The following is a 23892-nucleotide window of genomic DNA, read 5'->3' as shown; positions in this document are numbered from 1 at the left end:
GCCGCTGACCCCCGCACCCACCCGGCGCGACCCGGTCGCCGTCGTCGCCCGCTGGCTCGCGGCGCACGGGCTCCAGCTGCTCCAGATCAGCCTCGGCGTCGTGTTCCTCGCGTTCGGCGTGCTGAAGTTCTTCCCGGGCGCCAGCCCGGCGGAGCCGCTGGTCATGCGGACCATCGACACGCTCACGCTGGGCCTGGTGAGCGGGCAGGCCGCCGTCACCATGACCGCCGTCATCGAGACGTTCATCGGGCTCACCCTGGTCACCGGCAAGTTCCTGCGCACCGGCCTGGTGGTGCTGGCGGGCGCGCTGGCCGGCATGATGTCGCCGATGGTGCTGTTCTTCGGCGACATGTTCCCCGGCGGCACCCCGACGCTCGAGGCGCAGTACGTGTTCAAGGACATCGTGTTCGGCGCGATCGTCCTGGTGCTCGGCGCCAAGGCGCTGGGAGCGCGGATGGAGTCGCGCCACTGAGCATCGGCTCCCCCCGACCGGCGAGAGCGCCGGGCTCGTCCCCCGCGAGCCCCGGCGCTCTCGCCCTTTCTGTTCCTAGGAGCCGGAACGCCACTCTCCGGCGACGGCGTCCGGCTCACGCTCGTTCTCGCCCGGCTTCCCCGGCGACGACGGCGACGACGGCGGCAGCCGCGGTTCGGCGTCGGGTTCCGTCGCCCCGGGTGGCGCGCCGACGAGGAACGCGCCCGCCGTGAGGGTCCTGAACACCATGACTCCACGGTTCCAGCCCGGCGGCGGCGCCACATCGGCCGTGGAGCCGAGCCGCCGCCTACGTCGCTGGGCGTAGGGGCGGTCCCGTAAGGGGTACCCCGAGCGGACGATCCCCCTGCCGTCGTCGGACTCGCCGCGGCCCGGGACCTCGCGGTCGGCCCCGAGCTAGACGGCCCCGTGGACCACCTCACCACCGAGCACCGTCGCGAGGACCGGGACATCGGCGATGGCCGACGGCGTCACCTCGCGCGGGTCGGCGCCGAGCACGGCGAGGTCGGCCAGCGCGCCCGCTGCCAGGTGGCCGGCGACGCCGTCGACGCGGCAGGCGTAGGCGCTGCCGGTGGTGTAGGCGGCCAGCGCCTCGTCGACGGTGACGGCCTCGGCCGGCCCGACGGGGGCGCCGCTCGCGCTGGCCCGCTCGACCATGAACTGGATCGCCCGCAGCGGCGCGCCGTCGGCGACCGGGCGGTCGGAGCTGCCGGCCACCGTGATGCCGTGGTCGAGGAACGAGCGGCCGCGGTACATCCAGCCGGTGCGCTCCGGGCCCATGATGGTGGAGTAGTCGTCGCCGAAGGCGTGCAGGAACGTCGGCTGGATCACCGCCGTCAGCCCGGCCGCGGCGAGTCGTGGCAGCTGGTCAGGGCGGACGATGCCGCAGTGCTCGACCCGGTGCCGGGCGTCGGGGCGCGGATGGGTTGCCTGGGCGGCGGCGACGACGGCGATGGCCTGGTCGACCGCGGCGTCGCCGATGGCGTGGACGGCCAGCTGCCAGCCGGCCCGGTGCGCGTCGAGGACCAGAGCCGCGAGCTCGTCGTCGTCGAAGGCGAGCCGGCCGGAGCCGCCGCTGCCGCCGTCGTCGCCGGTGCTCGTGTCGCTGCCGCCGGGGTTCAGGTAGGGCTCCGTGAGGGCCGCCGTCCGCGCCATCATTCCGCCGTCGAGCCAGAGCTTCAGCGCGCCGACGGACAGCCGGTCGTCGCCGAGCCCGGTGCGCAGGCCGAGGTCGATGGCGCGGGCGATGCCGTCGCCGGGCGCCGCGCCGGACGGGCGCAGCATGGCGGCCGGGATCATCGCCTGGACCCGCACCGGCAGCCGGCCCTGCTCGCGGGCGACCTGGTACGCGGCAAGCTCGACCGGTGACGACCCGGCGAGGTCGGTGACGATGCCGGCCTCGGCGACCGTGGTGATGCCCTGCGCCAGGCACTCGCGGCCGGCGGTCTCGATGGCGGCGACGATCTCGTCCAGCCCGTACGGCAGCCGGCGCGCGCGGGCGATGGCCATGGCGCCCTCTTCGAGCAGTCCGGTGGGCCGGCCCGCGGCGTCGCGGACCACGCCGGGAGCGTGCGCCGCGAACTCGTCGTCGGTGACCGTGGCCAGCACGGCGTCGGACACCAGGCAGGCGTGCCCGGAGGCGTGCCGGACGTACACCTTGCGGCCCGGCGCGGCGAGTTCGAGGTCGTCGCGGGTGAGGTGGCCGCCGAGCGGACGCTGGTCGTAGCCGGCAAGGTCGACCCACCCGTCCCGATTGCCCGTGCAGGCCGCGGCATCGGCGGCCCGGCGGATCGCGTCGAGGACGGCGTCGCGGGTACGGCACGCCGACAGGTCGACCAGGCCCGCGACCATGCCGGTCCACGCCAGGTGACTGTGCGCGTCGACGAAGCCGGGCAGGACGGTCGCGCCGCCGAGGTCGACGACGCGCCGCGCCCGCAGCCCGTCGACCTCCTCGTCGAGGCCGGCCACGCGGCCGCGCCAGACGCCGAGCCGGGTGGCGGCGGGGCGGGCGGGATCCATGGTCGCGATCCGGGCACCGGTCACCAGCAGGTCGAGCTCCACCACACCTCCCGCGGGTCGTTCGGGCCCGGGCTGAGTCTGGCAGTTCGTGAACTGTTACGTTACGGTTGCCGCAACCGTACCAGTACAGTTGGGAACCGCCATGCACACTCCTCGGCACTTCCGCGCCGACCTGCCCGAGCGCGAGGGACGACTGGTCCGCGAGAATCCGTTCGGGCTGGTCGTGAGCGCCGCCGGGGCCGCACTGCCGGGCGCTCCGGTGGCGACGCACGTGCCGATGCTGCGCCGGCCGGGTCCGGCAGGGCCGCCGGCCGACGGGGAGCCGCTGCTGGGCGGAACCGTCATCGGTCACCTGTCGCGGGCGAACCCGCAGAGCGAGGCGCTGCGGACAACCGGCTTCGCACTGGCGGTGTTCCTCGGCCCCGAGGGTTACGTGTCGCCGACGCTGTACGACCCGTCCAAGCCCCAGGCTCCGACCTGGAACTACGCCGCCGTGCACCTGAGCGGCCCAGTGCGCGTCGTCGACGATCGGGACGAGGCGCTGGCGATCATGCGCGCGACCATCGACGCCACCGAGACCTACGCCGGCACCGGCTGGGACCCGACGTCGTCGCTGGGCTACATCGACAAGCTGCTGGCCGGCGTCACGGCGTTCGAGATCACCGTCGACGACGTCCGCAGCACCTTCAAGCTCAGCCAGAACAAGCCGGCCGAGACCCAGCGCCGGGTGCACGCGTCGTTCGCGGCGAGCCGGCGCGGCCGCGACCGCGAACTGGCCGCCCTGATGGCCGACGTCCTCGGTCTCGCCCCGGCCGACGACGGCGTGGAGCAGGCGGAACGGAGCGGCTGACCCGCCGTCCGCACTACCGCCGGCCGTCTCCACCACCGCCGGCCATCTCCACCACCGCCCGCCGACTCCACCACCGCGAGTGGTCTTCACTACCGCCCGCCGTCTCCACCACCACCCGCCGACTCCACCGCCGTGAGTGATCTTCACCACCACCCGCCGACTCCACCGCCGTGAGTGATCTTCACTACCGCCCGTCGTCTCCACCGCCGTGAGTGGTCTTCACTACCGCCCGCCGTCTCCACCACCGCCCGCCGTCTTCACTACCGGCCGCCGTCCTCTGCGGGCCCGGATCGCGCGCAGAAGACGACTCGCGGCAGTGAAGACGACTCGCGGCGGTGAGGACGTCCGGGTGGCGGTCAGGCGACGCGGGTGCAGCCGGGCCGGCCCAGCACGGCGGCCAGGTCAGCGGCGAGACGTTACGACTCGCGGCGGTGAGGACGTCCGGGTGGCGGTCAGGCGAGGCGGGTGCGGCCGGGCCGGCCCAGCACGGCGGCCAGGTCGGCGGCGAGGCGTTCGGCTTCGTCGGCGGTGAGGGTCGCCGTCGTGATGCGGACGAAGGGCTCGCTGTGAGTGCGGTGCGGCTCGCCCGCCCGGACCGCCCAGCCCCGTTCCTGCAGCGCCTGCACCACAGGGATCTCGTGCGGCACCGGCACCCAGACGTTCAGGCCGGAGCGGCCGCGCGCCGCGATCCCCCGCTCGGCCAGCCGGCTCAGCAGCCCCTCCCGCCGCGACCGGTAGATGTCGCCGGCCAGGCGCATGCCGGTGCGGACGTCCTCGTCGGACCAGAGCTGCACCACCAGGTGTTGCAGGACGTGGCTCACCCAGCCGGCTCCCACCAGTTGCCGCTCCGCGACCCGGCGCGCGGTGCGCGGGTCGGCGAGGAGGAAGCCGGTGCGCAGGTCGGGGCCGAGCACCTTGCTGGTCGTCCGCACGACCGCCCACGACCGCCGGCCCACGCACACCGAGGTGTACGGGGCGCCGGCGATCAGCGACGCGTGGTCGTCCTCGACCACGAGGACGTCGGGGTGCTCGTCGAGGACGGCGCGCAGCTCGCGGGCGCGCGCCGCGTCGACGGCCGCGCCGGTGGGGTTCTGCGCCCGCGGCGTGACGACGACCGCCGCCGGCCGCGTCTCGAGCGCCGCCGCGAGCGACGACGGCACCGGCCCGCTGTCGTCGACGGCGACGCCGATCGGGACCATGCCCATCGATCGCACCAGTTCGAGCACGCCCGGGTGACCGGGGTCCTCGACGGCGATGCGGTCGTTCGGCCGCGCCCGGCTGGCCAGCACCCGCTCGACGCCGTCCATGGCCCCGCCGACGACGGCGACCGGCCCGGCGTTCGTGCGCAGCGCGGCGGGGAGGTCGCCGAACTGTTCCAGCGCGATCTCCGCCAGCGCCGGCAGCACGGCCGGCTCGCCGTAGAGGAACTGCGGGAACTCCAGCCGGCCGAGCACGCCGGCGATGTCCGGCAGCAGCGCGGGGTCGGGATTGCTGTCGCTGAGGTCGCGCAGCCCCGGCGCGGCCGGGCCGAACTGCTGCCCCCGGCTGACCGGCCGCACACCGACCCGCGTGACCCGGCCCGCCTCGGTCGTGACGACGCCGCGCAGCCGCAGGTCGCGGTAGGCGGCGGCCACCGTCGTCGGGCTGACGCCGAGCCGGGCCGCGAGGGCCCGCACCGACGGCAGCGGCTCGGGCTCGCGCAGCCGCCCTGCCTCGACGGCCGCCTCGACGCTGTCCGCGATGGCGCGCGACGTGCGGCCGGCGATCACGTCCTCGGGAGCCATCCCGCAACTGTACTGGTACAGCTGGTGGACGCTGTACCAGCGAACGTGCCGGCCGCCTCGGCGCGCCGATCAGTCCTCGCGGTGCGCGAGGTCCGGGGCGAACGCCGGCAGGCAGACGGCGACGTACTCGGCGCCGTCAGGCCCGGCGCTGTACCGGACCCGCTCGCCCGCCGTCGTGAACAGCGCCTGGCCCGCCGCCACCGTCGTGCTGCCGCCGTCGTGCTCGACCACCAGGCTGCCGCCCAGCACGACGGTGATCTCGTCGAACTCCGGCGTCTGCGCCGGCTCGTCCCAGGCGGCCGGCGCCTGCATGCGGGCCACCGAGACGGCGCCGTTCTGCGTCGCGACCCGGCCGACGAACTCGTCGATGACCTTGCCGCCGGGAACGGGGATCCGCGCCGGCGCGTCGATCAGTCTCACCATGTCGATTCCTCCGGGTCGGCGGGCCGCCTGGGCCGCGCGTCAGCCGATGCGGTCGATGACCAGCGCGGGCAGGTCCGGGCGGCTGCCCTCGGGCGCGATGAAGTAGCCGCCGTCGAGGGCCTCGAGCGCGCGGTCGAACCGGGCCGGCTCGTCGGTGTGCAGGGTGAGCAGCGGTTCGCCGGCCCGCACGAGCGCACCGGGCTTCGCGTGCAGCTCGACCCCGGCACCGGCCTGCACCGACTCGTCCTTGCGGGCCCGGCCGGCGCCGAGCCGCCAGGCCGCGACGCCCACCTGGTACGCGTCGAGCCGGGCCAGCACGCCGGACGCCGGCGCCAGCACGGTGTGCGTCTCGCGCGCGACCGGCAACGCGGCCGACGGGTCGCCGCCCTGGGCCGCGATCATCCGCCGCCAGACGTCCATGGCCGACCCGTCCTTCAACGCGTCGGCCGGGTCCTTCCCACCGGACAGCCCCGCCGCGGCGAGCATCTCGCGCGCCAGCGTGACGGTGAGCTCCACGACGTCGTCGGGCCCGCCGCCGTCGAGCACCTCGACCGACTCACGCACCTCCAGCGCGTTCCCGGCGGTCAGCCCGAGCGGCGTCTCCATGTTCGTGAGCAGCGCGACGGTGTTCACCCCGGCGTCCGAGCCCAGCGCCACCATGGTCGACGCCAGCTCACGCGCCGACGAGACGTTCTTCATGAACGCGCCGGACCCCACCTTGACGTCGAGGACCAGCGCGCCGGTGCCCTCGGCGATCTTCTTGCTCATGATCGACGACGCGATGAGCGGGATCGCCTCGACGGTGCCGGTGACGTCGCGCAGCGCGTACAGCTTCTTGTCCGCCGGTGCCAGGTCGTCGCCGGCGGCGCACACGACCGCGCCGGTGGATCGCAGGACGTCGAGCATCTCCGACGCCGACAGCGACGCGCGCCAGCCCGGGATCGACTCCAGCTTGTCCAGCGTGCCGCCGGTGTGACCGAGCCCGCGGCCGGACAGCTGCGGCACGGCGGCACCGCAGGCCGCCACCGTCGGCGCCAGGGGCAGGGTGATCTTGTCGCCGACGCCGCCGGTGGAGTGCTTGTCGGTGGTGGGGCGGTCGACGGCGGACCAGTCCATGCGGCGGCCGGTGCGGATCATCGCGTCGGTCCACCGGAAGATCTCGCGCCGCTGCATGCCGTTGAGCAGGATCGCCATGGACAACGCCGACATCTGCTCGTCGGCGACGACGCCGCGCGTGTACGCGTCGACGACCCAGTCGATCTGACCGTCGGACAGCTCGCCGCGGTCGCGCTTGGTCCGGATGACGTCGACGGCGTCGAAGGGTTCAGGTGCTGCCATGGCCCGATCATCGCATTTCCGGCGCGCCCGTACGCTGACGGCATGACGACGGTGCGGCAGGCCTACCTCGACGCGGCGGCGACGGCGCTCACGCTGCTCCGCGACCCCGCGGTCGCACGCCACTGGGACGACCCGAGCGCGCTCGAGGAGTTCACGGTCAGCGGGCTGGCCGGCCACCTCGCCGGGCAGGTGCTCGCGGTGCCGGACGTGCTGGCGACGCCGGTGCCGGACGAGCCGCCGGCCGCGCTGCTCGACCACTACACCCGTTCGACGTGGATCGACGCCGGCGTCGACGCCGCGACGAACGTCAAGATCCGCGCGGGTGGCGACGCCAACGCCGCCGGCGGTACCGCGGCGCTGGTGGAGCGGACGACGGCGACGCTGGCGGCGCTGCGCACGGCTCTCGCCGTGGAGCCGGCCGAACGCGTCGTGCACCTGGCCTGCCGCTGGTCGCTGACCCTCGACGACTACCTGACGACGCGGCTGCTCGAGATCGCCGTGCACGACGACGACCTCGCCGTCAGCGTCGGCATCGAGACGCCGGACCTGCCCGATGCCGCGCTGTCACCGGTGTTCGCGCTGCTCACGACGTTGGCGGTGCGCAAGCACGGTGCGCCGGCGGTGCTCCGGGCCCTCGCGCGGGCCGAGCGGGCGCCGTCGTCGATCACCGCGATCTGAGGCTCAGGCGAGCCGGACGCCCAGCCGCTCGAGCACGGCGCCGATGGGGTTGCAGTACGTGAGGCCCTGGCCGTCCGGCCCGCCGGTGTCGCTACCGGCGAAGAGCAGGCCGACCGCCTCGAGGGTGTCGGGCCGGTAGACGACGGAGCCGCTGTCGCCGCCGTCGGAGAAGCGGGTCGGGCCCTCGCCGGTGACCTCGATCTGGTCGTCGAAGTCGAGCACGCCCGACGGGTACTGCACGCTGATGCCGTCGAGCTCGATGGCGCTGACCCGGCCCTGCGTGTGCCCGGTGGTGCGGCCGACCTTCTCGACCGCGACATCGTCGGTGACGGCGGCCCAGCCGGTCAGCCGGCCGCCCGGGTAGTCGGCCGACACCTCGACGCCGTCGTCGAGCCGCGCCGTGGCCGCGTCGACGACGTTGGCCGCCACCTCGTCCAGCGCGACGACGCCCTCGAGCACGCCGATGCGGTCGGCGGGCGCGGCCCCGCCGTCGGCCGCCCCGGGCTGGACGATGACGTCGCCGGGCCGGCCGCGGCCGGAGTCGGCCAGGACGTGGTTGTTCGACAGGACGAGGACGGTGCCGCCGGCGGGCTCAGCGGCGACGACGAACCCGCCGAGGGTGCCCGCCGTGACGTCGAGGTGCGACACCGACAGCCCCGGCCGCAGCGGCCGGTGCCGTTGCTGCAGGTCGGCCGGGTCCCACTGCTGGGTGAGGATGTGGGCGCGGACGACCCCGACGTCGCGGATGTCGCACTGGTCGCCGGCGAGCGCGCGGCCCGCCTCGACGACCGCGTCGCCCAGCTCGGACGAGCCGAACGTGCGCACGGCGACGCCGTAGGTCTGCGATCCGGCGACGCAGACGCCGACCGCGACCCCGCCGGTGGGCGTGTGCGGGCGGGGCGGCGCGGCCAGCACCGCCGTCCGGCGCCGGAGCTCGGCCTTGATCTCACGCGCGGTCTGCAGCTCCATGGGCGACTCCCGGGGACGGTGACGGCGGCGGTCGGACCCCGCCCGGCTGGGAGGGGCCTCCTACCCTACGGGCGGGCACCGACACTCGCCCCGTCCCAAGCGCCGCCGGCCCCCAGCGGAGGTCTGCCATATCCGAGCGGGCCGGCATCCCCCTCCCACCGGCCGGACCCGCCATACCCGAGCATCCGGTACTAGGAGCGGTCGGGCAGGTCCTCCGGGCCGAACGCCTGCGGCAGCACCTGGTCCATGGTCTGCACGCCGAGCGGCGTCTCGACCAGCAGCGCGGCGCCGCCGTGCTCCCACAGCAGCTGCCGGCACCGGCCGCACGGCATGATCAGGTGCCGGTCGGCGCCGCCGACGCAGGTGAAGGCGACGAGCCGGCCGCCACCGCCGGCGACCAGCGACGACACCAGCCCGCACTCGGCGCACAACGTGACGCCGTAGGCGGCGTTCTCGACGTTGCAGCCGACCACGACCCGCCCGTCGGAGACCAGCGCCGCCGCGCCGACCGGGAACCCCGAGTACGGGGCGTAGGCGTGCGCGGCCACCTCGACGGCGGCCGCGCGCAACGCGCCCCAGTCGACCTCTCGGCCCACGGCCGAACCGGACGTCACGACTTCACGTACGGCTCGCCGTCGGCGGCCGGTGCGCGGACCCGGCCGACCAGCCCGGCGACCGCGAAGATCGTCAGAATGTACGGCAGCATCAGCATGAACTCGCTCGGGATCGGCGTGCCGATGATGCCCAGCACGCTCTGCAGGTTGTTCGCGAACCCGAACAGCAGCGCCGCGCCGAGCGCTCCCAGCGGGCTCCACCGGCCGAAGATCATGGCCGCCAGCGCGATGAAGCCCTGCCCGGCCGACATCTCGCGGCTGAACGCGCCGACGTTGCCGAGCGTGAAGAACGCCCCGCCGAGCCCCGCCACCGCGCCGCCCAGCAGGACGTTGCGGAACCGGACCGAGTTGACCCGGATGCCCAGCGTGTCGGCCGCCTTCGGGTGCTCGCCGACGGCGCGGACGCGCAGCCCCCAGCGGGTGCGGAACAGCGCGATGTGCACGAGGATCACCGTCACGTACATGGCGTAGACGACGATGGTCTGCTCGAACAGCACCGGCCCGATGACGGGGATCTCGTTGAGCAGCGGGATCTCGACCCGCGGCAGCGTGCCGGGGCTGTTCCAGGTGGCCGCCTCGGGCGCCAGCAGCTGGCCGTAGAGGAAGTTCGTGACGCCGATGACCAGCACGTTCAGCACGACGCCGACGATGATCTGGTTGACGATGTAGGTGATGGCGAACACCGCCAGCACGAACGCCACCATGAGGCCGGCGACGATGGCCGCGATCAGGCCGACGTACAGGTTGCCGGTCAGCGTCGCGACCACGGCGGACAGGAACGCGCCCGCCAGCAGCTGGCCCTCGATGGCGATGTTGATGACGCCGGCCCGCTCGCACAGCACGCCGGACAGCGCGCCGAACACCAGCGGCACCGACAGAGCGAGCGCGCCCTGCAGCAGCGACGTGAACGAGATCTGCTCGCCGGCCACTGCCCACACGAGGAACGCCAGCACGAACGCGATGGCGAACAGCACCGTCAGCCAGACCGGAACGGCCTGACTTTCGCGCACCAGCCAGGCCGAGTACGCCGCGATGACGACGCACACCAGCGACAGCCCCAGCGCGACCGGCTGCGACGACAGCGCGAGCGGGTCGATCTGCCAGGCGTCGGAGCCGGTGGAGATGCCGAACGTGCTGGTCTGCCCGGACTCGCCGAGGATGCCGAACGCGACGAGCGCGACCAGCGCCAGCACGGCGAACGCGATGGGCGTCTTCCAGCTCGGCCGGAGCGCGAGCTCCTCGGGCGCGACGGCCGCGGGCGGCGGCGCCTGAACGGTCGGCGCGCTCACGCGCCCCACCCCCTCTGCAGCCCGGCGACGGGTTGGCCGGCGGACCGGACGGGCACCCGGAAGATGGCCCGGACCAGCGGCGGCGCCGCGATGAACAGCACGATGAGCGACTGGATGACCAGGATGATGTCGATGGGCGTGCCGGTGCCGGCCTGCATGGGCACGCCGCCGGCACGCAGCGCGCCGAACAGCAGCCCGGCGGCCACAGTCCCCCACGGACTGGCGCGCCCGAGCAGCGCGACGGTGATGGCGTCGAACCCGATGCCGGCCGAGATGCCCGCCGTCAGGTACCGCTCCGTCCCCAGCACCTGCATGACGCCGGCCAGGCCCGCCAGGCCACCAGCCAGCAGCATGACCCAGATGTACGTGCGGCTGACCGACATGCCGGCCGTGCGTGCGGCGTTCGGGTTGGCGCCGACGGCTCGGAACTCGAACCCGAGCGTGCTCCGCTCGAGCAGCCACCACACGCCGAACGCGGCCAGGATGACCAGCACGAACCCGAGGTGCAGCCGCGAGTCGTCGAAGAACCGGGTCAGCTGCGCGGACTCGTCGACGATCGGGCTGACGGGGTTCGACGCGCCCGGCCGCTGGAAGGCCGCCGTCGTCAGCAGGTAGGCGATGAGGAACCGCGCCACGTAGTTGAGCATGATCGTGACGATGACCTCGTGCGCCCCGGTCCGCGCCTTCAGCAGGCCGACGATGCCGCCCCAGACGGCGCCGCCCACGATGCCGGCCAGCACGCCCACGATCAGGTGCAGGCCGGTCGGCAGGTGCAGGCCGAAGCCGACGTAGCCGGCCAGGATCGCGCCGAGGATGATCTGACCCTCGGCGCCGATGTTGAACAGGCCGGCCCGGAACGCCAGCGCGACGCCCAGACCGGCCGCGATGAGCGGCGCGGCGTTGGTCGCGGTCTCGGCCAGCGGACGCAGCGCCCGGCCCACGGTGTACTCGTCGATGTCGATGATCGAGCCGGTGAACAGGGCGCTGTAGGCGCTGCTCACGGAGTCCCAGGCGGCCGAGAACGTGTCGCCGGGCCGGGAGAGGAAGTAGCGCGCACGGTCCTGCACCTCGGGGTCCGACGCCGCGATGAGGATGGCGCCGATGAACAGCGCCAGCACCACCGACAGGATGGTCACCAGGATGCTGCCGCTGGTCAGCTCGCGCATGAACCGCTGGCCGAAGCTCTCGTCGGCGGGCGCCTTGGGCCGCTGCTCCTCGGGCGCGGCCGGCTCCGGCGCGGCGGCCGGCGGCTGGGTGTCGGTCACGACTGTCCGTCCTTCGAGTCGTCGGCGACGGGATCGGCGGCCTCGTCGGCGGCGGCCTCGTGGGCGACGGCCTCGTGGGCGACGGCCTCGTCGGCGGCGGCCACCAGCGAGACCTCCGTCGGGTGCGCCTCGGCCTCGGCGCGGGCCTCGCCCGGCGCGATGCCCGCCATCATGAGGCCGAGCACGTCGCGGTCGGTGTCGCCCGGCACGATGCCGACGATGCGGCCGCGGTACATGACGGCGATGCGGTCGGCCAGGGCGCTGATCTCGTCGAGCTCGGTGGAGACGATGAGGACCGGCGTGCCGTTGTCGCGCTCGCGCACGATGCGCCTGTGCACGAACTCGATGGAGCCGACGTCGAGGCCGCGGGTGGGCTGGGCGGCGATGAACAGCTTCAGCGGGCGGGACAGCTCGCGGGCGACGACCACCTTCTGCTGGTTACCGCCGGAGAGCGTGCCGGCCGGGGTGTCGATGCTGGTGGTGCGGATGTCGAACTCGTCGACCCGCTGCTTGGCGTTGCGCGCCAGCTCCGACCCGCGCAGCGACAGGCCGCGAGCGAACGGCGCGCGCTTGTAGAGGTCGAGGACGAGGTTCTCGGCCACGGAGAAGCTGGAGACGATGCCGTCGACGGTGCGGTCCTCGGGCACGAACCCGACGCCGGCGTCGAGCACCTGGTCGATGCTCCGGCCGAGCAGCTCGCGGTCGCCGAGCCTGATCGACCCGGTGACGTGCTCCTGCGCGCCGAGGATCGCCTCGACCAGCTCCGTCTGGCCGTTGCCCTGCACGCCGCCGACGGCGAGGATCTCGCCGCCGCGCACGTCGAACGAGACGTGGTCGACGACGGCGGTGCCGCGGTCGTCCACGACGCTGAGGTCGGCGACGGAGAAGGCGACGTCGCCGGGCTCGGCCGGCGGCTTGTCGACGGTGAGGCTGACGGCGCGGCCGACCATCATCGAGGCGAGCTCGCTCTCGGACGCGCCGGGCGACGCCTCGCCGACGACGGCGCCGCGGCGGATGACGGTGATGCGGTCGGCGATGGCCTTGACCTCGCGCAGCTTGTGCGTGATGAAGACGATGGACGTGCCGTCGGCCTTGAGCTGGCGCATGATGGCGATCAGCTCGTCGGTCTCTTGCGGCGTCAGCACCGCGGTGGGCTCGTCGAGGATGAGCACGTCGGCCTTGCGGACCAGCGCCTTGATGATCTCGACCCGCTGCTGGACGCCGACGGGGAGGTCCTCGACGTAGGCGTCGGGGTCGACGTTGAAGCCGTAGCGGTCGGAGATCTCGCGGACGTCGCGCCGGGCGGCCTCCATGTCGAGCAGGCGGCCTGCTCCCACGTGCTCCTGGCCGAGCATGACGTTCTCGGCGACGGTGAACACCGGGACCAGCATGAAGTGCTGGTGGACCATGCCGATGCCGGCCGCCATGGCGTCGCCCGGACCCGAGAAGGCGACCTTCTGGTCGTCGACGACGATCTGGCCGTCGTCGGGCTGGTAGAGGCCGTAGAGCACGTTCATGAGCGTGCTCTTCCCGGCGCCGTTCTCGCCGAGCAGGCAGTGGATCTCGCCCGGCTCGACCACCAGGTCTATGGAATCGTTGGCCACCAGGCTGCCGAAGCGCTTGGTGATGCCGCGCAGTTCGAGCAACACCTTCCGGACCGCCTCCCTCGTACGAGCGAAGTGAGCACGACCGTACCCCGAACGGCCCGGCGACCGGGCCGTTCGGGGTGGCCGTGACTACCTGTCAGGAGAATGCCGCGTCGGACTCGACGGTCAGCTCACCGGAGATGATCTGCTCCTGGATCTGCGCCAGCTCGTCCTTCGTCTCCTGCGTGACCGTGGAGTCGAAGTCGTGGAACGGCGCGATGCCGACGCCGCCGTTCTCCAGCGTGCCGATGTACGGCTCGTTGGTGAACGCGTCGTCCGCCGCCTCCTGCGTCGCCGCGAGAACGGCCTGGTCCATGCCCTTGAGCACCGACGTCAGGATGACGTCGCCGTAGTCGGGCGCGGACTCGAAGCCGTCGGAGTCGGCCCATACGACCGCGACGTTGCCGGCCGCCTGCGCCGCGATGGCCGCGCTCTCGGCCAGCGGACCGGCGACCGGGTGCAGCACGTCGGCGCCCTGGCTGATCAGGTTGTCGCTGATCTGGCGGGCCAGGCCGGTGTTGGCGAAGTCGCCGACGAACTGGCCCTCCTGGGTCGCCTTGTCCCAGCCGAGCACCTGGACCTGGGCGCCCTTCTGCTCGTTGTAGTACTGGACGCCGTCGTAGAAGCCGTCCATGAAGATGGTGACGGTCGGGATCTTCGCGCCGCCCCAGGTGCCGACGATGCCGGTCGTGGAGTGCGCGGCCGACGCGTAGCCGGCCAGGAACGCCGCCTCCTGCGTGTTGAACACCAGCGGCTTGACGTTGTCGATCGGGGTCGGCGCCCCGGTCTCGTCGGCGTACTGGAAGTCGACGATCGCGAACCGCTCCTCGGGGTTGGCCTCGGCCGCCTCGCGCGTCGCGTCGGCCAGCAGGAAGCCGACCGTGACGATGATGCCGCAGTCGTCCTGGACCATGGCGTCGACGTTCGGGCCGTAGTCCGCGTCGGTCTGCGACTCGGCGAACTTGGGCTCGGCGATGATGCCCTCCTCCTGGGCGAGCACCAGGCCGTTGTAGGAGGTCTCGTTGAACGAGCGGTCGTTGATGCCGCCCTGGTCCGAGACCATGCAGGCGGCGAAGTCGCCGCCGCCGTCGCCGCCCGCGGTCGACGTGCCGTCGCCGCCGCCGCCCTCCTCGTCAGGAGCCTCACCACAGGCCGCCACTGCGAGCGCGACCACGCTCAGCGCAGCAGCGAGCCGAAACCTCTTGTTCATCTGCCCCTCCAGGCCCCAGATACTTCATCGGCCGTGCCACTCGTGTCCGGTGGGGCCGAAATCGGAACGAATCCAAGCCGTAGGCTAACGGCCGTCATCGCCATTCGACCGCACCCTGAACAGCCGAGATATACCTGTGACCAACTCGCTGTCGAACCGCCGCACAGGAAATCTGCCCGGAATGCCGCTCGAACGCGGGCTCAGACGCAGGGTTCGGGGTCGGCCTGCGCGGTGTCGGAGGCCCGCCAGCCATGCTTGTCGTGGGTCATGGTGAGGATCAGCCGCTCGACCTCGGGCTGCGGTTCGGGGGTGCCGCCGGTGTACTGCACCCAGTCGCGCATGACGGTGCAGATGTCGACCTCGGCGGAGTCGCCGTTGACGGAGACGGCGTGCAGCTCGATGACCGTCGGCTCGCCGACGATGACCCGCTCCTTCGAGACCGACTCGGCCAGGTAGTTGAGCAGCCGGCCGAGCTGCGGGTCGACGGACGTGGCGAAGATGCCGGACTGGTCGTCGCTGGCGCCGAACAGGATGGCGTCCCAGCTGGCCATGAACCGGCCCGCCGCGGCCAGCACGGCACGCTCGTCGTCGGTGGCCCCGGGCGGCGGCTCGATGACCAGCTCGGCCGGGAGGTCGATGACCCGTTCGTCGCCGGGCGGCAGGAACGGCTGCGTGAACGTCGGGCTCGGGGCCGGCTCGTCCTGCGGCGCCGGCGCGGCATCCGGGTCGTCCGACGGCGCGGTCTCGGACGTCGCGCCCGCGGACGGTGACGCCGTCGCCGTCGTCGCCCCCGACGCGGACGGTTCGGACGGCGCGCCGCCCTCGGCGGAGCAGCCGGCGGGCGCTGCGGCGACGACCGCGGTGGCCGCGGCGACCGCGAGCGCGAGCAGTCGGCGGCTCATGCGTCCCTCCGTCGGGTTACGGGTCCGCACATCGTACGATCCGGCCCCTGCGCGAAGTTCCGAGCGCGTCAGAAACCCGCCGGCGGGGCGTAGGTCCCCCACACCTCGCGCAGCGCGTCGCAGACCTCGCCGACGGTGGCCCGCTCGGCCAGCGCCGCGCGCATCGGGACCAGCACGTTCTCGGTGCCGGTGGCGGCCGTCCGCAGTGCGTCGAGGGACCGGCCGACGGCGTCGCCGTCGCGTTCCGAGCGCAACGCCGCCAGCCGTGCGGCCTGCGCCTCCTCGATGGCGGGGTCGACGCGCAGCGGCTCGTACGGCTCGTCGTCGTGGGTGACGTAGCGGTTGACGCCGACGACGGTGCGCTCGTGCGCGTCGATCTGCTTGGCGACGTCGTACGCCGAGTGCTCGATCTGGTCCTTCTGGAAGCCGCGCTCGATGGCCGCGACGGCGCCGCCCATGTCCTCGACCCGGGTCATCAGGTCGACGGCGGCCGCCTCGAGCTCGTCGGTGAGCGACTCGACGGCGTACGAGCCGGCGAACGGGTCGACGGTGCGGGTGACGTCGGTCTCGTAGGCGAGCACCTGCTGGGTGCGCAGCGCCAGCCGGGCCGCCTTCTCCGTCGGCAGCGCGATGGCCTCGTCGTAGGAGTTCGTGTGCAGCGACTGGGTGCCGCCGAGCACCGCGGCCAGCGCCTGCACCGCCACCCGGACCATGTTGACCTCGGGCTGCTGCGCCGTCAGCTGCACCCCGGCGGTCTGGGTGTGGAACCGCAGCATCTGCGACTTCGGGTTCGTGGCGCCGAACTCCTCGCGCATGACGCGGGCCCAGATGCGCCGCGCGGCACGGAACTTCGCGACCTCCTCGAGCAGCGTCGTGCGCGACACGAAGAAGAAGGACAGCCGCGGCGCGAACTCGTCGACGTCGAGCCCCGCGCCGAGGGCCGCGCGCACGTACTCGCGGGCGTTGGCCAGCGTGAACGCGACCTCCTGCACGGGCGTCGCGCCGGCCTCGGCCATGTGGTAGCCGGAGATCGAGATGGTGTTCCACCGCGGCAGCTCGCGCCGGCAGTAGCCGAAGATGTCGCTGGTCAGCCGCAACGACGCCGCGGGCGGGTAGATGTAGGTGCCGCGGGCGATGTACTCCTTGAGCACGTCGTTCTGGATCGTGCCGGTGAGCCTCGTGCCGTCGACACCCTGTTCCGCCCCGACCAGCTGGTACAGCAGCAACAGCAGTGAGGCGGGCGCGTTGATCGTCATCGACGTCGACACCTCGCCCAGCGGGATGCCGTCGAACAGCACCCGCATGTCCTCGATGGAGTCGATGGCCACGCCGACCTTGCCGACCTCGCCCGCCGACACCGGCGCGTCGGAGTCGTACCCCATCTGCGTCGGCAGATCGAACGCGACGGACAGCCCGCCGGTGCCGGCCTCGACCAGCTGGTGGTAGCGCCGGTTCGACTCCGCCGCCGTGCCGAACCCGGCGTACTGCCGCATGGTCCACGGCCGGCCGGTGTACATGGTCGGGTAGACGCCGCGGGTGAACGGGTACGCGCCCGGCTCGCCCAGCCGCTCCTGTGCCGGCCAGCCGTCGAGCGCCTCCGGCCCGTAGACGGGCTCGACGGGCAGCCCGGACTCCGTCGTGCTCATGGCCACGCCCCTCACCTCCGTCACTGGATCTCTTCACGGTAGTGACCCAGCGGGTGGTATGGGTGGTGACTTTGTCCACACGGTCCGGACGGCACCGCCCGGGCGGGCGGTCCCGCGGCCGGGCTCAGCCGAGCGGGTGCACCGTCGTCTCGTCGTCGGCCTCGACGACGAGGAAGCGCTCGCCCCGGCCGACCCGGCGGCCGAGCGGCAGCCGCTGCCGGCCGCGGTCGAGGCCGCCGGTGTAGACGTCGGTCTCGTGCACCCGGTAGAGCGGGTCGAGCCGGTGCAGGGTGACGTCGACGTGGGCGGGCCGGCGCAGGACCAGGACGATGCTGTTGTCGCCGGACTCGTAGGCGGCCGCGCCGACGATGCGGGTGTCGCGGTTGGGCGCCGTCACCACCTCGCGGATCTGCGCCAGGATGATCGACGGGATCGGCGCCAGTCCGTCGACCACCCGCAACGCGGGGTTCTGCGCCTTCAGCGAGTCGATCATCCGGTCGCGCTTCGGCCCGGTGAACGCCCGGCCGAGGGCCAGGATGTCGATGCTGGAGCCGTCGACGCCGTAGCGTACGCGGTCGGCGTCGGTCTCTTCGCGAACGACCATGCCGGCCTCGCGTAACGCCCGGCCCAGCTCGTCGAGGACGCGCACCCGCTTCCCGACGAGCAACACGCGTGCAGGAGTTCCGATGTCGACCGTCACTCGCTACTCCCCAGTCGCCTGGCAGTACCGAGACACCCGAGCCCCGTCAGGCCCGTAGGCGCACCCGTGGTATCGATCTTGCTGGCTGTCATCACTCAGCGTCACCATGCGTCTCTCATAGTGAGAACCTTGCGCAGCGAACGGCCGCCAGACGCCTGACCCGACGCCAGAGCGTCAACCCCCGTTCATGCGGCCATCCCCGTCGCGCCACCGGGCGCCCGGATCGTTGCAGGCATGAGGGTAGCGATCGTCGCAGAGTCGTTCCTCCCCCAGATCAACGGCGTGACGAACTCCGTCTGCCGCGTGGTGGAGCATCTCACGCGGCACGGTCACACGGCGCTCGTGATCGCCCCCGGTGAGGGCGTGTCGGAGTACGACGGGCAGCAGGTCGTGCGGGTCCCGTCGTTCGCGCTCCCGGGCAACGACGACAGCGTCGTCGGCATCTCCACCCGGCGGCGCATCAGCAAGATCCTGCGCGATTTCGACCCCGACGTGGTGCACCTGGCGGCCCCGGTGTGGCTGGGCAAGGCGGGCATGAACGCGGCGGTCCGGCTCGGCCTGCCGACGGTCGCCGTCTACCAGACCGACCTCGCCGGGTTCGCCCGCGGCTACCGGTTGTGGCGCACCCTCGGCGACGAGGCGATCTGGTCGTGGATGCGGCGCATCCACGAGCAGGCCGACGTCACCCTGGTGCCGTCGTCGGCGAGTCAGCGGCAGCTGGCCGCGCACGGCTTCCCGCGGCTGGCCCGCTGGGGCCGCGGCGTCGACCTCGTCCGCTTCCACCCGGCCCACCGCGACGAGGAGCTGCGCCGCGAGCTGGCGCCCGACGGCGAGGTCATCGTCGGCTACATCGGCCGGCTGGCGCCGGAGAAGCACGTCGCCTCGCTGACCGCGCTGGCCGGGATGCCCGGCGTCAAGCTGGCCATCGTCGGCGGCGGGCCCAGCGAGCAGTCGCTGCGAGCCGCGCTGCCCGACGCCGCGTTCCTCGGCTTCCGAACCGGCGAGCCGCTGTCGAAGGCCTACGCCAGCCTCGACGTCTTCGTGCACACGGGCCCGGCCGAGACGTTCTGCCAGGCGGTCCAGGAGGCGCTGGCCGCCGGCGTCCCCGTCGTCGCGCCGAACTCCGGCGGCCCCATCGACCTCGTCGACCACGGCTGGTCCGGCTACCTCGTCGACACCGGTGACGGCGAGCAGTTGCGCGCCGCCGTGGGCCGGATCGCCGCCGACCCGGTCCGGCGGGTCCGCATGGCCGCCGCCGCGCGCGAGTCGGTGTACGGGCGCTCGTGGGACGCGATCTGCAACCAGCTGCTCGAGCACTACACGACGGCGATCGTGCGACGGCGGCAGGCGGCGCCCGCGGCGTAGCGCTTCTCCGGCGGAGGATCTCCGGCAGGTTAGGTCGCCCTTAGTGAGAGATGTCACCGCCGAAACAGGGCTCTGAACAGGCCAGACGTGAGATTGGCCACGGAACTCGGGCCGTCCGCGGAGCTAGCATGTGCGACGGCCGGGCGTGTCGCCCGGCACTCCCCCATCGCACTCGGAAGGCAGCACGTTCGTGCCCAAGGCGCCTGCTGGCACGCTGTATCGCGGCCGTGAAGGCATGTGGTCGTGGGTGGCCCACCGGGTCACCGGCATCGGCATCTTCTTCTTCCTCTTCGCGCACATCCTCGACACCGCGCTCGTCCGGGTGTCGCCGGAGGCGTACAACGAGGTCATCGCCACCTACAAGAACCCGATCGTGGGGCTCATGGAGGTGGGGCTCGTCGGCGCGATCGTCTTCCACGCGTTCAACGGCCTGCGCATCGTCCTCGTCGACTTCTGGTCGAAGGGGCCGCGCTACCAGAAGCAGATGTTCGCCGCCGTCCTCGGCCTGTGGGTGCTGCTGATGGTGCCGTTCGTGATCCGCCACCTCTCCCACGTGTTCGGGGGCTGACGATGACCAGCACCATTCCCGCTCCCCGCACCCCGCGCCGGCTGCGCGGGCGCACCAACACCGAGCTGTACGCGTGGATGTTCATGCGCGCGTCCGGCGTGCTGCTGGTCGTCCTGATCTTCGGGCACCTCTTCGTCAACCTGGTCACCGGCGACGGCATCAACGCGCTCGACTTCGCGTTCGTCGCCGGCAAGTGGGCCGATCCGCTCTGGCAGGTGTGGGACCTGCTGATGCTGTGGCTGGCCATGCTCCACGGCACCAACGGGCTGCGCACCGTCATCAACGACTACGCCGAGCGCGACCAGCTGCGGCTGTGGCTGAAGGTCGGCCTCTACACGGCCACGACCATCACCATCGTGCTCGGGACGCTGGTGATCTTCACGTTCGATCCGTGCCCGCCGGACGCGGCAGCCGAGCTGCTGCCGTCGTTCTGCCCGGTGCCGTAGTTCTTCGTTTCGAGAGGCAAGGCGAGATCTCGCATGCAGACCCATCAGTACGACGTGGTGATCGTCGGCGCCGGCGGCGCCGGGATGCGCGCGGCGCTCGAGTCCGGCCAGCGGGTCCGCACCGCCGTGCTGACCAAGCTCTACCCGACCCGGTCGCACACCGGCGCGGCCCAGGGCGGCATGTGCGCCGCGCTGGCCAACGTCGAGGAGGACAACTGGGAGTGGCACACCTTCGACACCGTCAAGGGCGGTGACTTCCTGGTCGACCAGGACGCCGCCGAGGTGATGGCGAAGGAGGCCATCGACGCCGTCCTCGATCTGGAGAAGATGGGGCTGCCGTTCAACCGGACCCCCGACGGCCTGATCGACCAGCGCCGCTTCGGCGGGCACACCCGCAAGCACGGCGAGGCCGCCGTCCGCCGGTCCTGTTACGCCGCCGACCGCACCGGCCACATGATCCTGCAGACGCTGTACCAGCAGTGCCTCAAGCGCGACGTCGAGTTCTTCAACGAGTTCTATGTGCTCGACCTGCTGTTCACCGAGGTCGAGGGCGTCCGGCGCACCGCCGGCGTGGTGGCGTACGAGCTGGCCACCGGCGAGATCCACGTCTTCCGCGCCAAGGCCGTCGTGTTCGCGACCGGCGGCGCTGGCAAGGTCTACAAGACCACGTCGAACGCGCACACGCTGACCGGCGACGGCATGGCTATCGCCTTCCGCCGCGGGCTGCCGCTGGAGGACATGGAGTTCTTCCAGTTCCACCCGACGGGCCTCGCCGGCCTGGGCATCCTGCTGTCCGAGGCGGCCCGCGGCGAGGGCGCGATCCTGCGCAACAGCGAGGGCGAGCGGTTCATGGAGCGCTACGCCCCGACGCTGAAGGACCTCGCGCCGCGCGACGTGGTCGCCCGGGCCATGGCCAACGAGGTCCGCGAGGGCCGCGGCTCCGGCCCCGACAAGGACTACGTGCTGCTCGACCTCACACACCTCGAGCCGGCGCACATCGACGCCAAGCTGCCCGACATCACCGAGTTCGCCCGCACCTACCTGGGCGTCGAGCCGTACACCGAGCCGGTGCCGGTCTTCCCGACCGCCCACTACGCCATGGGCGGCATGCCGACCACGGTCGACGCCGAGGTGCTGGCCGACAACACCCACGTCGTGCCCGGCCTGTACGCCGCCGGCGAGGTCGCGTGCGTCAGCGTGCACGGCGCCAACCGGCTGGGCACCAACTCGCTGCTGGACATCAACGTGTTCGGCCGGCGGGCGGGCCTCGCGGCGGCGGAGTTCGCGTCGCGCGCTCCCCTGGTCGAGCTGCCGCCGTCGCCGGAAGCCGCCACCGTCGCCCTCCTCGAGGAGATGCGCGACCGCGCCGACGGCGAGCGGGTGGCGGTCCTGCGCCGCGAGCTGCAGGAGACGATGGACGCGAACGCGCAGGTCTTCCGCTCCGAGGCGACGCTGAAGCAGGCGCTCTCGGACATCCACGGACTGAAGGCCCGGTACGCGACGGTGTCCGTGCAGGACAAGGGCCGCCGGTTCAACACGGACCTGCTCGAGGCCGTCGAGCTCGGCTTCCTGCTCGACCTCGCCGAGGTCATCGTCGTCGGCGCCCTAGAGCGCAAGGAGTCGCGCGGCGGGCACTTCCGCGAGGACTACCAGAACCGCGACGACGTCAACTACATGCGCCACACCATGGCGTACCGGTCCTCCTCCGAGGAGGACGGCGACGGTGTCCGGCTCGACTTCAAGCCCGTCGTCGTCACCCGCTACCAGCCGATGGAGCGCAAGTTCTGATGACTGCCGCTGTTGCCGACGCGCCGGTCGCCGGCGCCGTTCCGTCCTTCCAGGTCACGCTGCGCCTGCGCCGATTCAACCCGGAGAACGACACCGAGCCGCGCTGGGAGGAGCACACGGTCACCATGCACGGCACCGACCGGGTGCTCGACGCGCTGCACAAGATCAAGTGGGAGATCGACGGGTCGCTGACGTTCCGCCGCTCGTGCGCCCACGGCATCTGCGGCTCCGACGCCATGCGGATCAACGGCCGCAACCGGCTGGCCTGCAAGACGCTGCTCAAGGACCTGCCGCTCGACAAGCCGGTCACCGTCGAGCCGATCAAGGGCCTTGCGGTGCTCAAGGACCTCGTGGTCGACATGGACCCGTTCTTCGAAGCGTACAAGTCGATCATGCCGTTCCTGATCACCAGCGGGAACGAGCCGTCGCGCGAGCGCCGTCAGTCGCCCGAGGACCGCGCCCGCTACGACGACACCACGAAGTGCATCATGTGCGCGGCGTGCACGTCGTCGTGCCCGGTGTACTGGTCAGACGGTCAGTATTTCGGGCCACAAGCCATAGTGGGCGCGCACCGCTTCATCTTCGACTCCCGCGACGAGGGGGCGGAGCAGCGCCTGGAGATCCTCAACGACCGCGACGGCGTCTGGCGCTGCCGGACGACCTTCAACTGCACCGATGCCTGCCCGCGCGGCATCGAGGTGACGAAGGCGATCCAGGAGGTCAAGCGCGCCCTCCTCTTCCGCCGCGTCTGACGATCCTCCCCTCGAGTTGATCTTGGAGTAACTGCAGGGTTGCTGGGCGATTCGCCCGATTGATTCCGCGCTTACTCCAAGATCAACTTCGCATGGCGCGTGGGCGGGCTGGGCGGACGGGTCGTCCACAGGTCCGGTCGATCTGCGCGGCTGTCCACATTTCGTCGTTCCGGCCTGGCGGCGGCCCGGCCGCCGGGTCACGGTGGACGCATGCCATCGCCACGCCGCGCACCCGGATCCCGGCCGTCGTCGGCGCCCGTGCCGCTGCGTGGCACGGCCTTCACCCGCACGACGGCGCGAGCCACCGGTATCGCGCCGGAGCGGCTTCGCCGGCGCGCCTACGTCCGGCTGCATCGTTGCGTCTACGCCGACCGTGAGCTCTCGCTGGACGACGAGCAGACGGCGCGAGCCTGGCTGCTCGCGCTGCCGGACGACGCCGCGATGTACGGGGCCACCGCCGCGACCTGGTACGGCCTGCCGGTCGAGACGCCGGCCGACTTCCAGGTCATCGTGCCGCCGGGCACCGTCCCGCGGCGGCGGCCGGGCCTGGAGCCACACGAGGGGCTCGCCCCCGACGACGCCACGGTCCACCGCGGCCTGCGGGTCACGACGCCGGAGCGCACCTGGCTGGACCTGTCCCTGACGCTGGACGATGCGGACCTGGTCGTCGTCGGCGACGCGATGGTGGGGCGCGGTTTGACCACGCGCGAACGCCTGGTCGAGGCGGCCGAGGCGGCCCGGCGGCGACGGCGCGTCGTGCGGGCGCGGTGGCTGGCCCGGCAGGTTCGCGATCGGGTGGACTCACCGCAGGAGACCCGGCTACGTCTCGTGCTGACGAACCACGGCGGCCTGCCCCAACCATCGGTCAACCCCGACGTGGGCGACGAGCACGGCGAGTGGATCGGCCGGCCCGACCTCGCCTACGAACACCTGAAGGTCGCCGTCCAATACGAAGGCGACGTCCACCGCAGCACCAGGAAGCGCTGGCGCGCCGACATCGCCCGCGACGAGGTCATGCGCGATCATGGGTGGGAGGTCGTCCGGGTCACGGCCGACGACCTGCGCCGTCCGTCGCAGCTGTGCGACCGCGTGCGCCGGGCCCTCGACCGCCAGCGCCGCCGCCTCGCCTGACACACCGCTCGCCCCGCCC

23 protein-coding genes are annotated in these 23892 nt (G+C 72.6%); 9 read left to right on the top strand and 14 right to left on the bottom strand.

What is annotated here, in order from left to right; all coding sequences use genetic code 11:
* Window positions 1-4 precede the first annotated feature (4 nt).
* On the top strand, window positions 5-472 hold the full coding sequence (locus E1212_RS25915; protein WP_131987879.1) for a DoxX family protein: 468 nt from the start codon (window positions 5-7) through the stop codon (window positions 470-472).
* A gap of 75 nt (window positions 473-547) precedes the next feature.
* Here the strand turns inward: E1212_RS25915 and E1212_RS29675 are convergent, their stop codons facing one another.
* Together E1212_RS29675 and E1212_RS25910 are read right to left on the bottom strand one after the other, a co-directional pair.
* Window positions 548-721, bottom strand: a complete 174-nt coding sequence (locus tag E1212_RS29675; RefSeq protein ID WP_162605630.1) for a hypothetical protein — start codon at window positions 719-721, stop codon at window positions 548-550.
* Between the two features lie 165 nt (window positions 722-886).
* A complete protein-coding gene (locus E1212_RS25910) occupies window positions 887-2509 on the bottom strand; it encodes an amidohydrolase (protein WP_131987877.1) in 1623 nt (540 codons plus the stop codon).
* 142 nt (window positions 2510-2651) lie between these two features.
* On the opposite strand from E1212_RS25910, the gene E1212_RS25905 reads away from it, so the two are divergent.
* Entirely contained in the window at window positions 2652-3359 is a 708-nt protein-coding gene (locus E1212_RS25905; RefSeq protein WP_131987873.1) for an FMN-binding negative transcriptional regulator, read from the top strand.
* Window positions 3360-3811: 452 nt separating this feature from the next.
* Here E1212_RS25905 and E1212_RS25900 read toward each other — a convergent pair whose 3' ends face one another.
* The 3 genes from E1212_RS25900 to E1212_RS25890 all read right to left on the bottom strand — a co-directional run bounded on the left by E1212_RS25900 (window position 3812) and on the right by E1212_RS25890 (window position 6904).
* A complete protein-coding gene (locus E1212_RS25900) occupies window positions 3812-5143 on the bottom strand; it encodes an aminotransferase class I/II-fold pyridoxal phosphate-dependent enzyme (RefSeq protein WP_131987871.1) in 1332 nt (443 codons plus the stop codon).
* Between the two features lie 69 nt (window positions 5144-5212).
* Window positions 5213-5566, bottom strand: a complete 354-nt coding sequence (locus tag E1212_RS25895) for a cupin domain-containing protein (protein WP_131987869.1) — start codon at window positions 5564-5566, stop codon at window positions 5213-5215.
* Between the two features lie 39 nt (window positions 5567-5605).
* Window positions 5606-6904 (bottom strand): thymidine phosphorylase, encoded by a 1299-nt coding sequence (locus E1212_RS25890; protein WP_131987867.1) that lies wholly within the window; start codon window positions 6902-6904, stop codon window positions 5606-5608.
* A gap of 42 nt (window positions 6905-6946) precedes the next feature.
* On the opposite strand from E1212_RS25890, the gene E1212_RS25885 reads away from it, so the two are divergent.
* Window positions 6947-7582, top strand: a complete 636-nt coding sequence (locus tag E1212_RS25885) for a maleylpyruvate isomerase N-terminal domain-containing protein (protein WP_131987865.1) — start codon at window positions 6947-6949, stop codon at window positions 7580-7582.
* Window positions 7583-7585: 3 nt separating this feature from the next.
* Here the strand turns inward: E1212_RS25885 and E1212_RS25880 are convergent, their stop codons facing one another.
* From E1212_RS25880 to E1212_RS25840, 9 genes are all read right to left on the bottom strand, one after another.
* Window positions 7586-8551 (bottom strand): chymotrypsin family serine protease, encoded by a 966-nt coding sequence (locus E1212_RS25880; protein WP_131987863.1) that lies wholly within the window; start codon window positions 8549-8551, stop codon window positions 7586-7588.
* Between the two features lie 191 nt (window positions 8552-8742).
* Entirely contained in the window at window positions 8743-9147 is a 405-nt protein-coding gene (locus E1212_RS25875; protein ID WP_131987861.1) for a cytidine deaminase, read from the bottom strand.
* 14 nt (window positions 9148-9161) lie between these two features.
* The gene (locus E1212_RS25870; protein ID WP_131987859.1) at window positions 9162-10454 is read right to left on the bottom strand and encodes an ABC transporter permease; all 1293 of its coding nucleotides are present in this window, start codon (window positions 10452-10454) and stop codon (window positions 9162-9164) included.
* Window positions 10451-11719 (bottom strand): ABC transporter permease, encoded by a 1269-nt coding sequence (locus E1212_RS25865; protein WP_203417224.1) that lies wholly within the window; start codon window positions 11717-11719, stop codon window positions 10451-10453. Before E1212_RS25865 ends, E1212_RS25870 begins: the two co-directional genes overlap by 4 nt.
* Complete coding sequence (locus E1212_RS25860) at window positions 11716-13368, bottom strand: ABC transporter ATP-binding protein (RefSeq protein ID WP_131987857.1); 1653 nt, start codon at window positions 13366-13368, stop codon at window positions 11716-11718. Before E1212_RS25860 ends, E1212_RS25865 begins: the two co-directional genes overlap by 4 nt.
* Before the next feature lie 94 nt (window positions 13369-13462).
* The gene (locus tag E1212_RS25855; protein ID WP_131987855.1) at window positions 13463-14575 is read right to left on the bottom strand and encodes a BMP family lipoprotein; all 1113 of its coding nucleotides are present in this window, start codon (window positions 14573-14575) and stop codon (window positions 13463-13465) included.
* A gap of 200 nt (window positions 14576-14775) precedes the next feature.
* Window positions 14776-15477, bottom strand: a complete 702-nt coding sequence (locus E1212_RS25850; protein WP_131987853.1) for a hypothetical protein — start codon at window positions 15475-15477, stop codon at window positions 14776-14778.
* 68 nt (window positions 15478-15545) lie between these two features.
* On the bottom strand, window positions 15546-17123 hold the full coding sequence (locus tag E1212_RS25845; RefSeq protein ID WP_131987851.1) for an acyl-CoA mutase large subunit family protein: 1578 nt from the start codon (window positions 17121-17123) through the stop codon (window positions 15546-15548).
* A gap of 124 nt (window positions 17124-17247) precedes the next feature.
* On the bottom strand, window positions 17248-17823 hold the full coding sequence (locus E1212_RS25840; protein WP_131987849.1) for a hypothetical protein: 576 nt from the start codon (window positions 17821-17823) through the stop codon (window positions 17248-17250).
* Window positions 17824-18057: 234 nt separating this feature from the next.
* Between E1212_RS25840 and E1212_RS25835 the strand changes: the two genes are divergently transcribed.
* The 6 genes from E1212_RS25835 (at window position 18058) to E1212_RS25810 (ending at window position 23873) form a co-directional block, all read left to right on the top strand.
* Complete coding sequence (locus E1212_RS25835; protein WP_131987847.1) at window positions 18058-19188, top strand: glycosyltransferase family 4 protein; 1131 nt, start codon at window positions 18058-18060, stop codon at window positions 19186-19188.
* A 190-nt stretch (window positions 19189-19378) separates the two neighbouring features.
* Window positions 19379-19756 carry a succinate dehydrogenase, cytochrome b556 subunit gene (sdhC, locus tag E1212_RS25830; protein WP_131987845.1) on the top strand — a complete coding sequence of 126 codons (378 nt, stop codon included), beginning with the start codon at window positions 19379-19381 and terminating at the stop codon, window positions 19754-19756.
* A 2-nt stretch (window positions 19757-19758) separates the two neighbouring features.
* Window positions 19759-20202 (top strand): succinate dehydrogenase hydrophobic membrane anchor subunit, encoded by a 444-nt coding sequence (locus E1212_RS25825; protein WP_131987843.1) that lies wholly within the window; start codon window positions 19759-19761, stop codon window positions 20200-20202.
* A gap of 33 nt (window positions 20203-20235) precedes the next feature.
* Window positions 20236-21990: a succinate dehydrogenase flavoprotein subunit gene (gene sdhA, locus E1212_RS25820; protein ID WP_131987841.1), complete on the top strand. Its 1755-nt coding sequence runs from the start codon at window positions 20236-20238 to the stop codon at window positions 21988-21990.
* Window positions 21990-22742, top strand: a complete 753-nt coding sequence (locus E1212_RS25815) for a succinate dehydrogenase iron-sulfur subunit (protein ID WP_131987839.1) — start codon at window positions 21990-21992, stop codon at window positions 22740-22742. The genes sdhA and E1212_RS25815 overlap by 1 nt, the downstream gene beginning before the upstream one ends.
* Window positions 22743-22952: 210 nt before the next feature.
* A complete protein-coding gene (locus E1212_RS25810; RefSeq protein WP_131987837.1) occupies window positions 22953-23873 on the top strand; it encodes a type IV toxin-antitoxin system AbiEi family antitoxin in 921 nt (306 codons plus the stop codon).
* Window positions 23874-23892 lie beyond the last annotated feature (19 nt).

Origin of the sequence: Jiangella ureilytica, from assembly GCF_004348545.1 — a bacterium.
Taxonomy (GTDB): Bacteria; Actinomycetota; Actinomycetes; order Jiangellales; family Jiangellaceae; genus Jiangella; species Jiangella ureilytica.
This window is presented reverse-complemented; position numbering and strand designations above follow the sequence as displayed.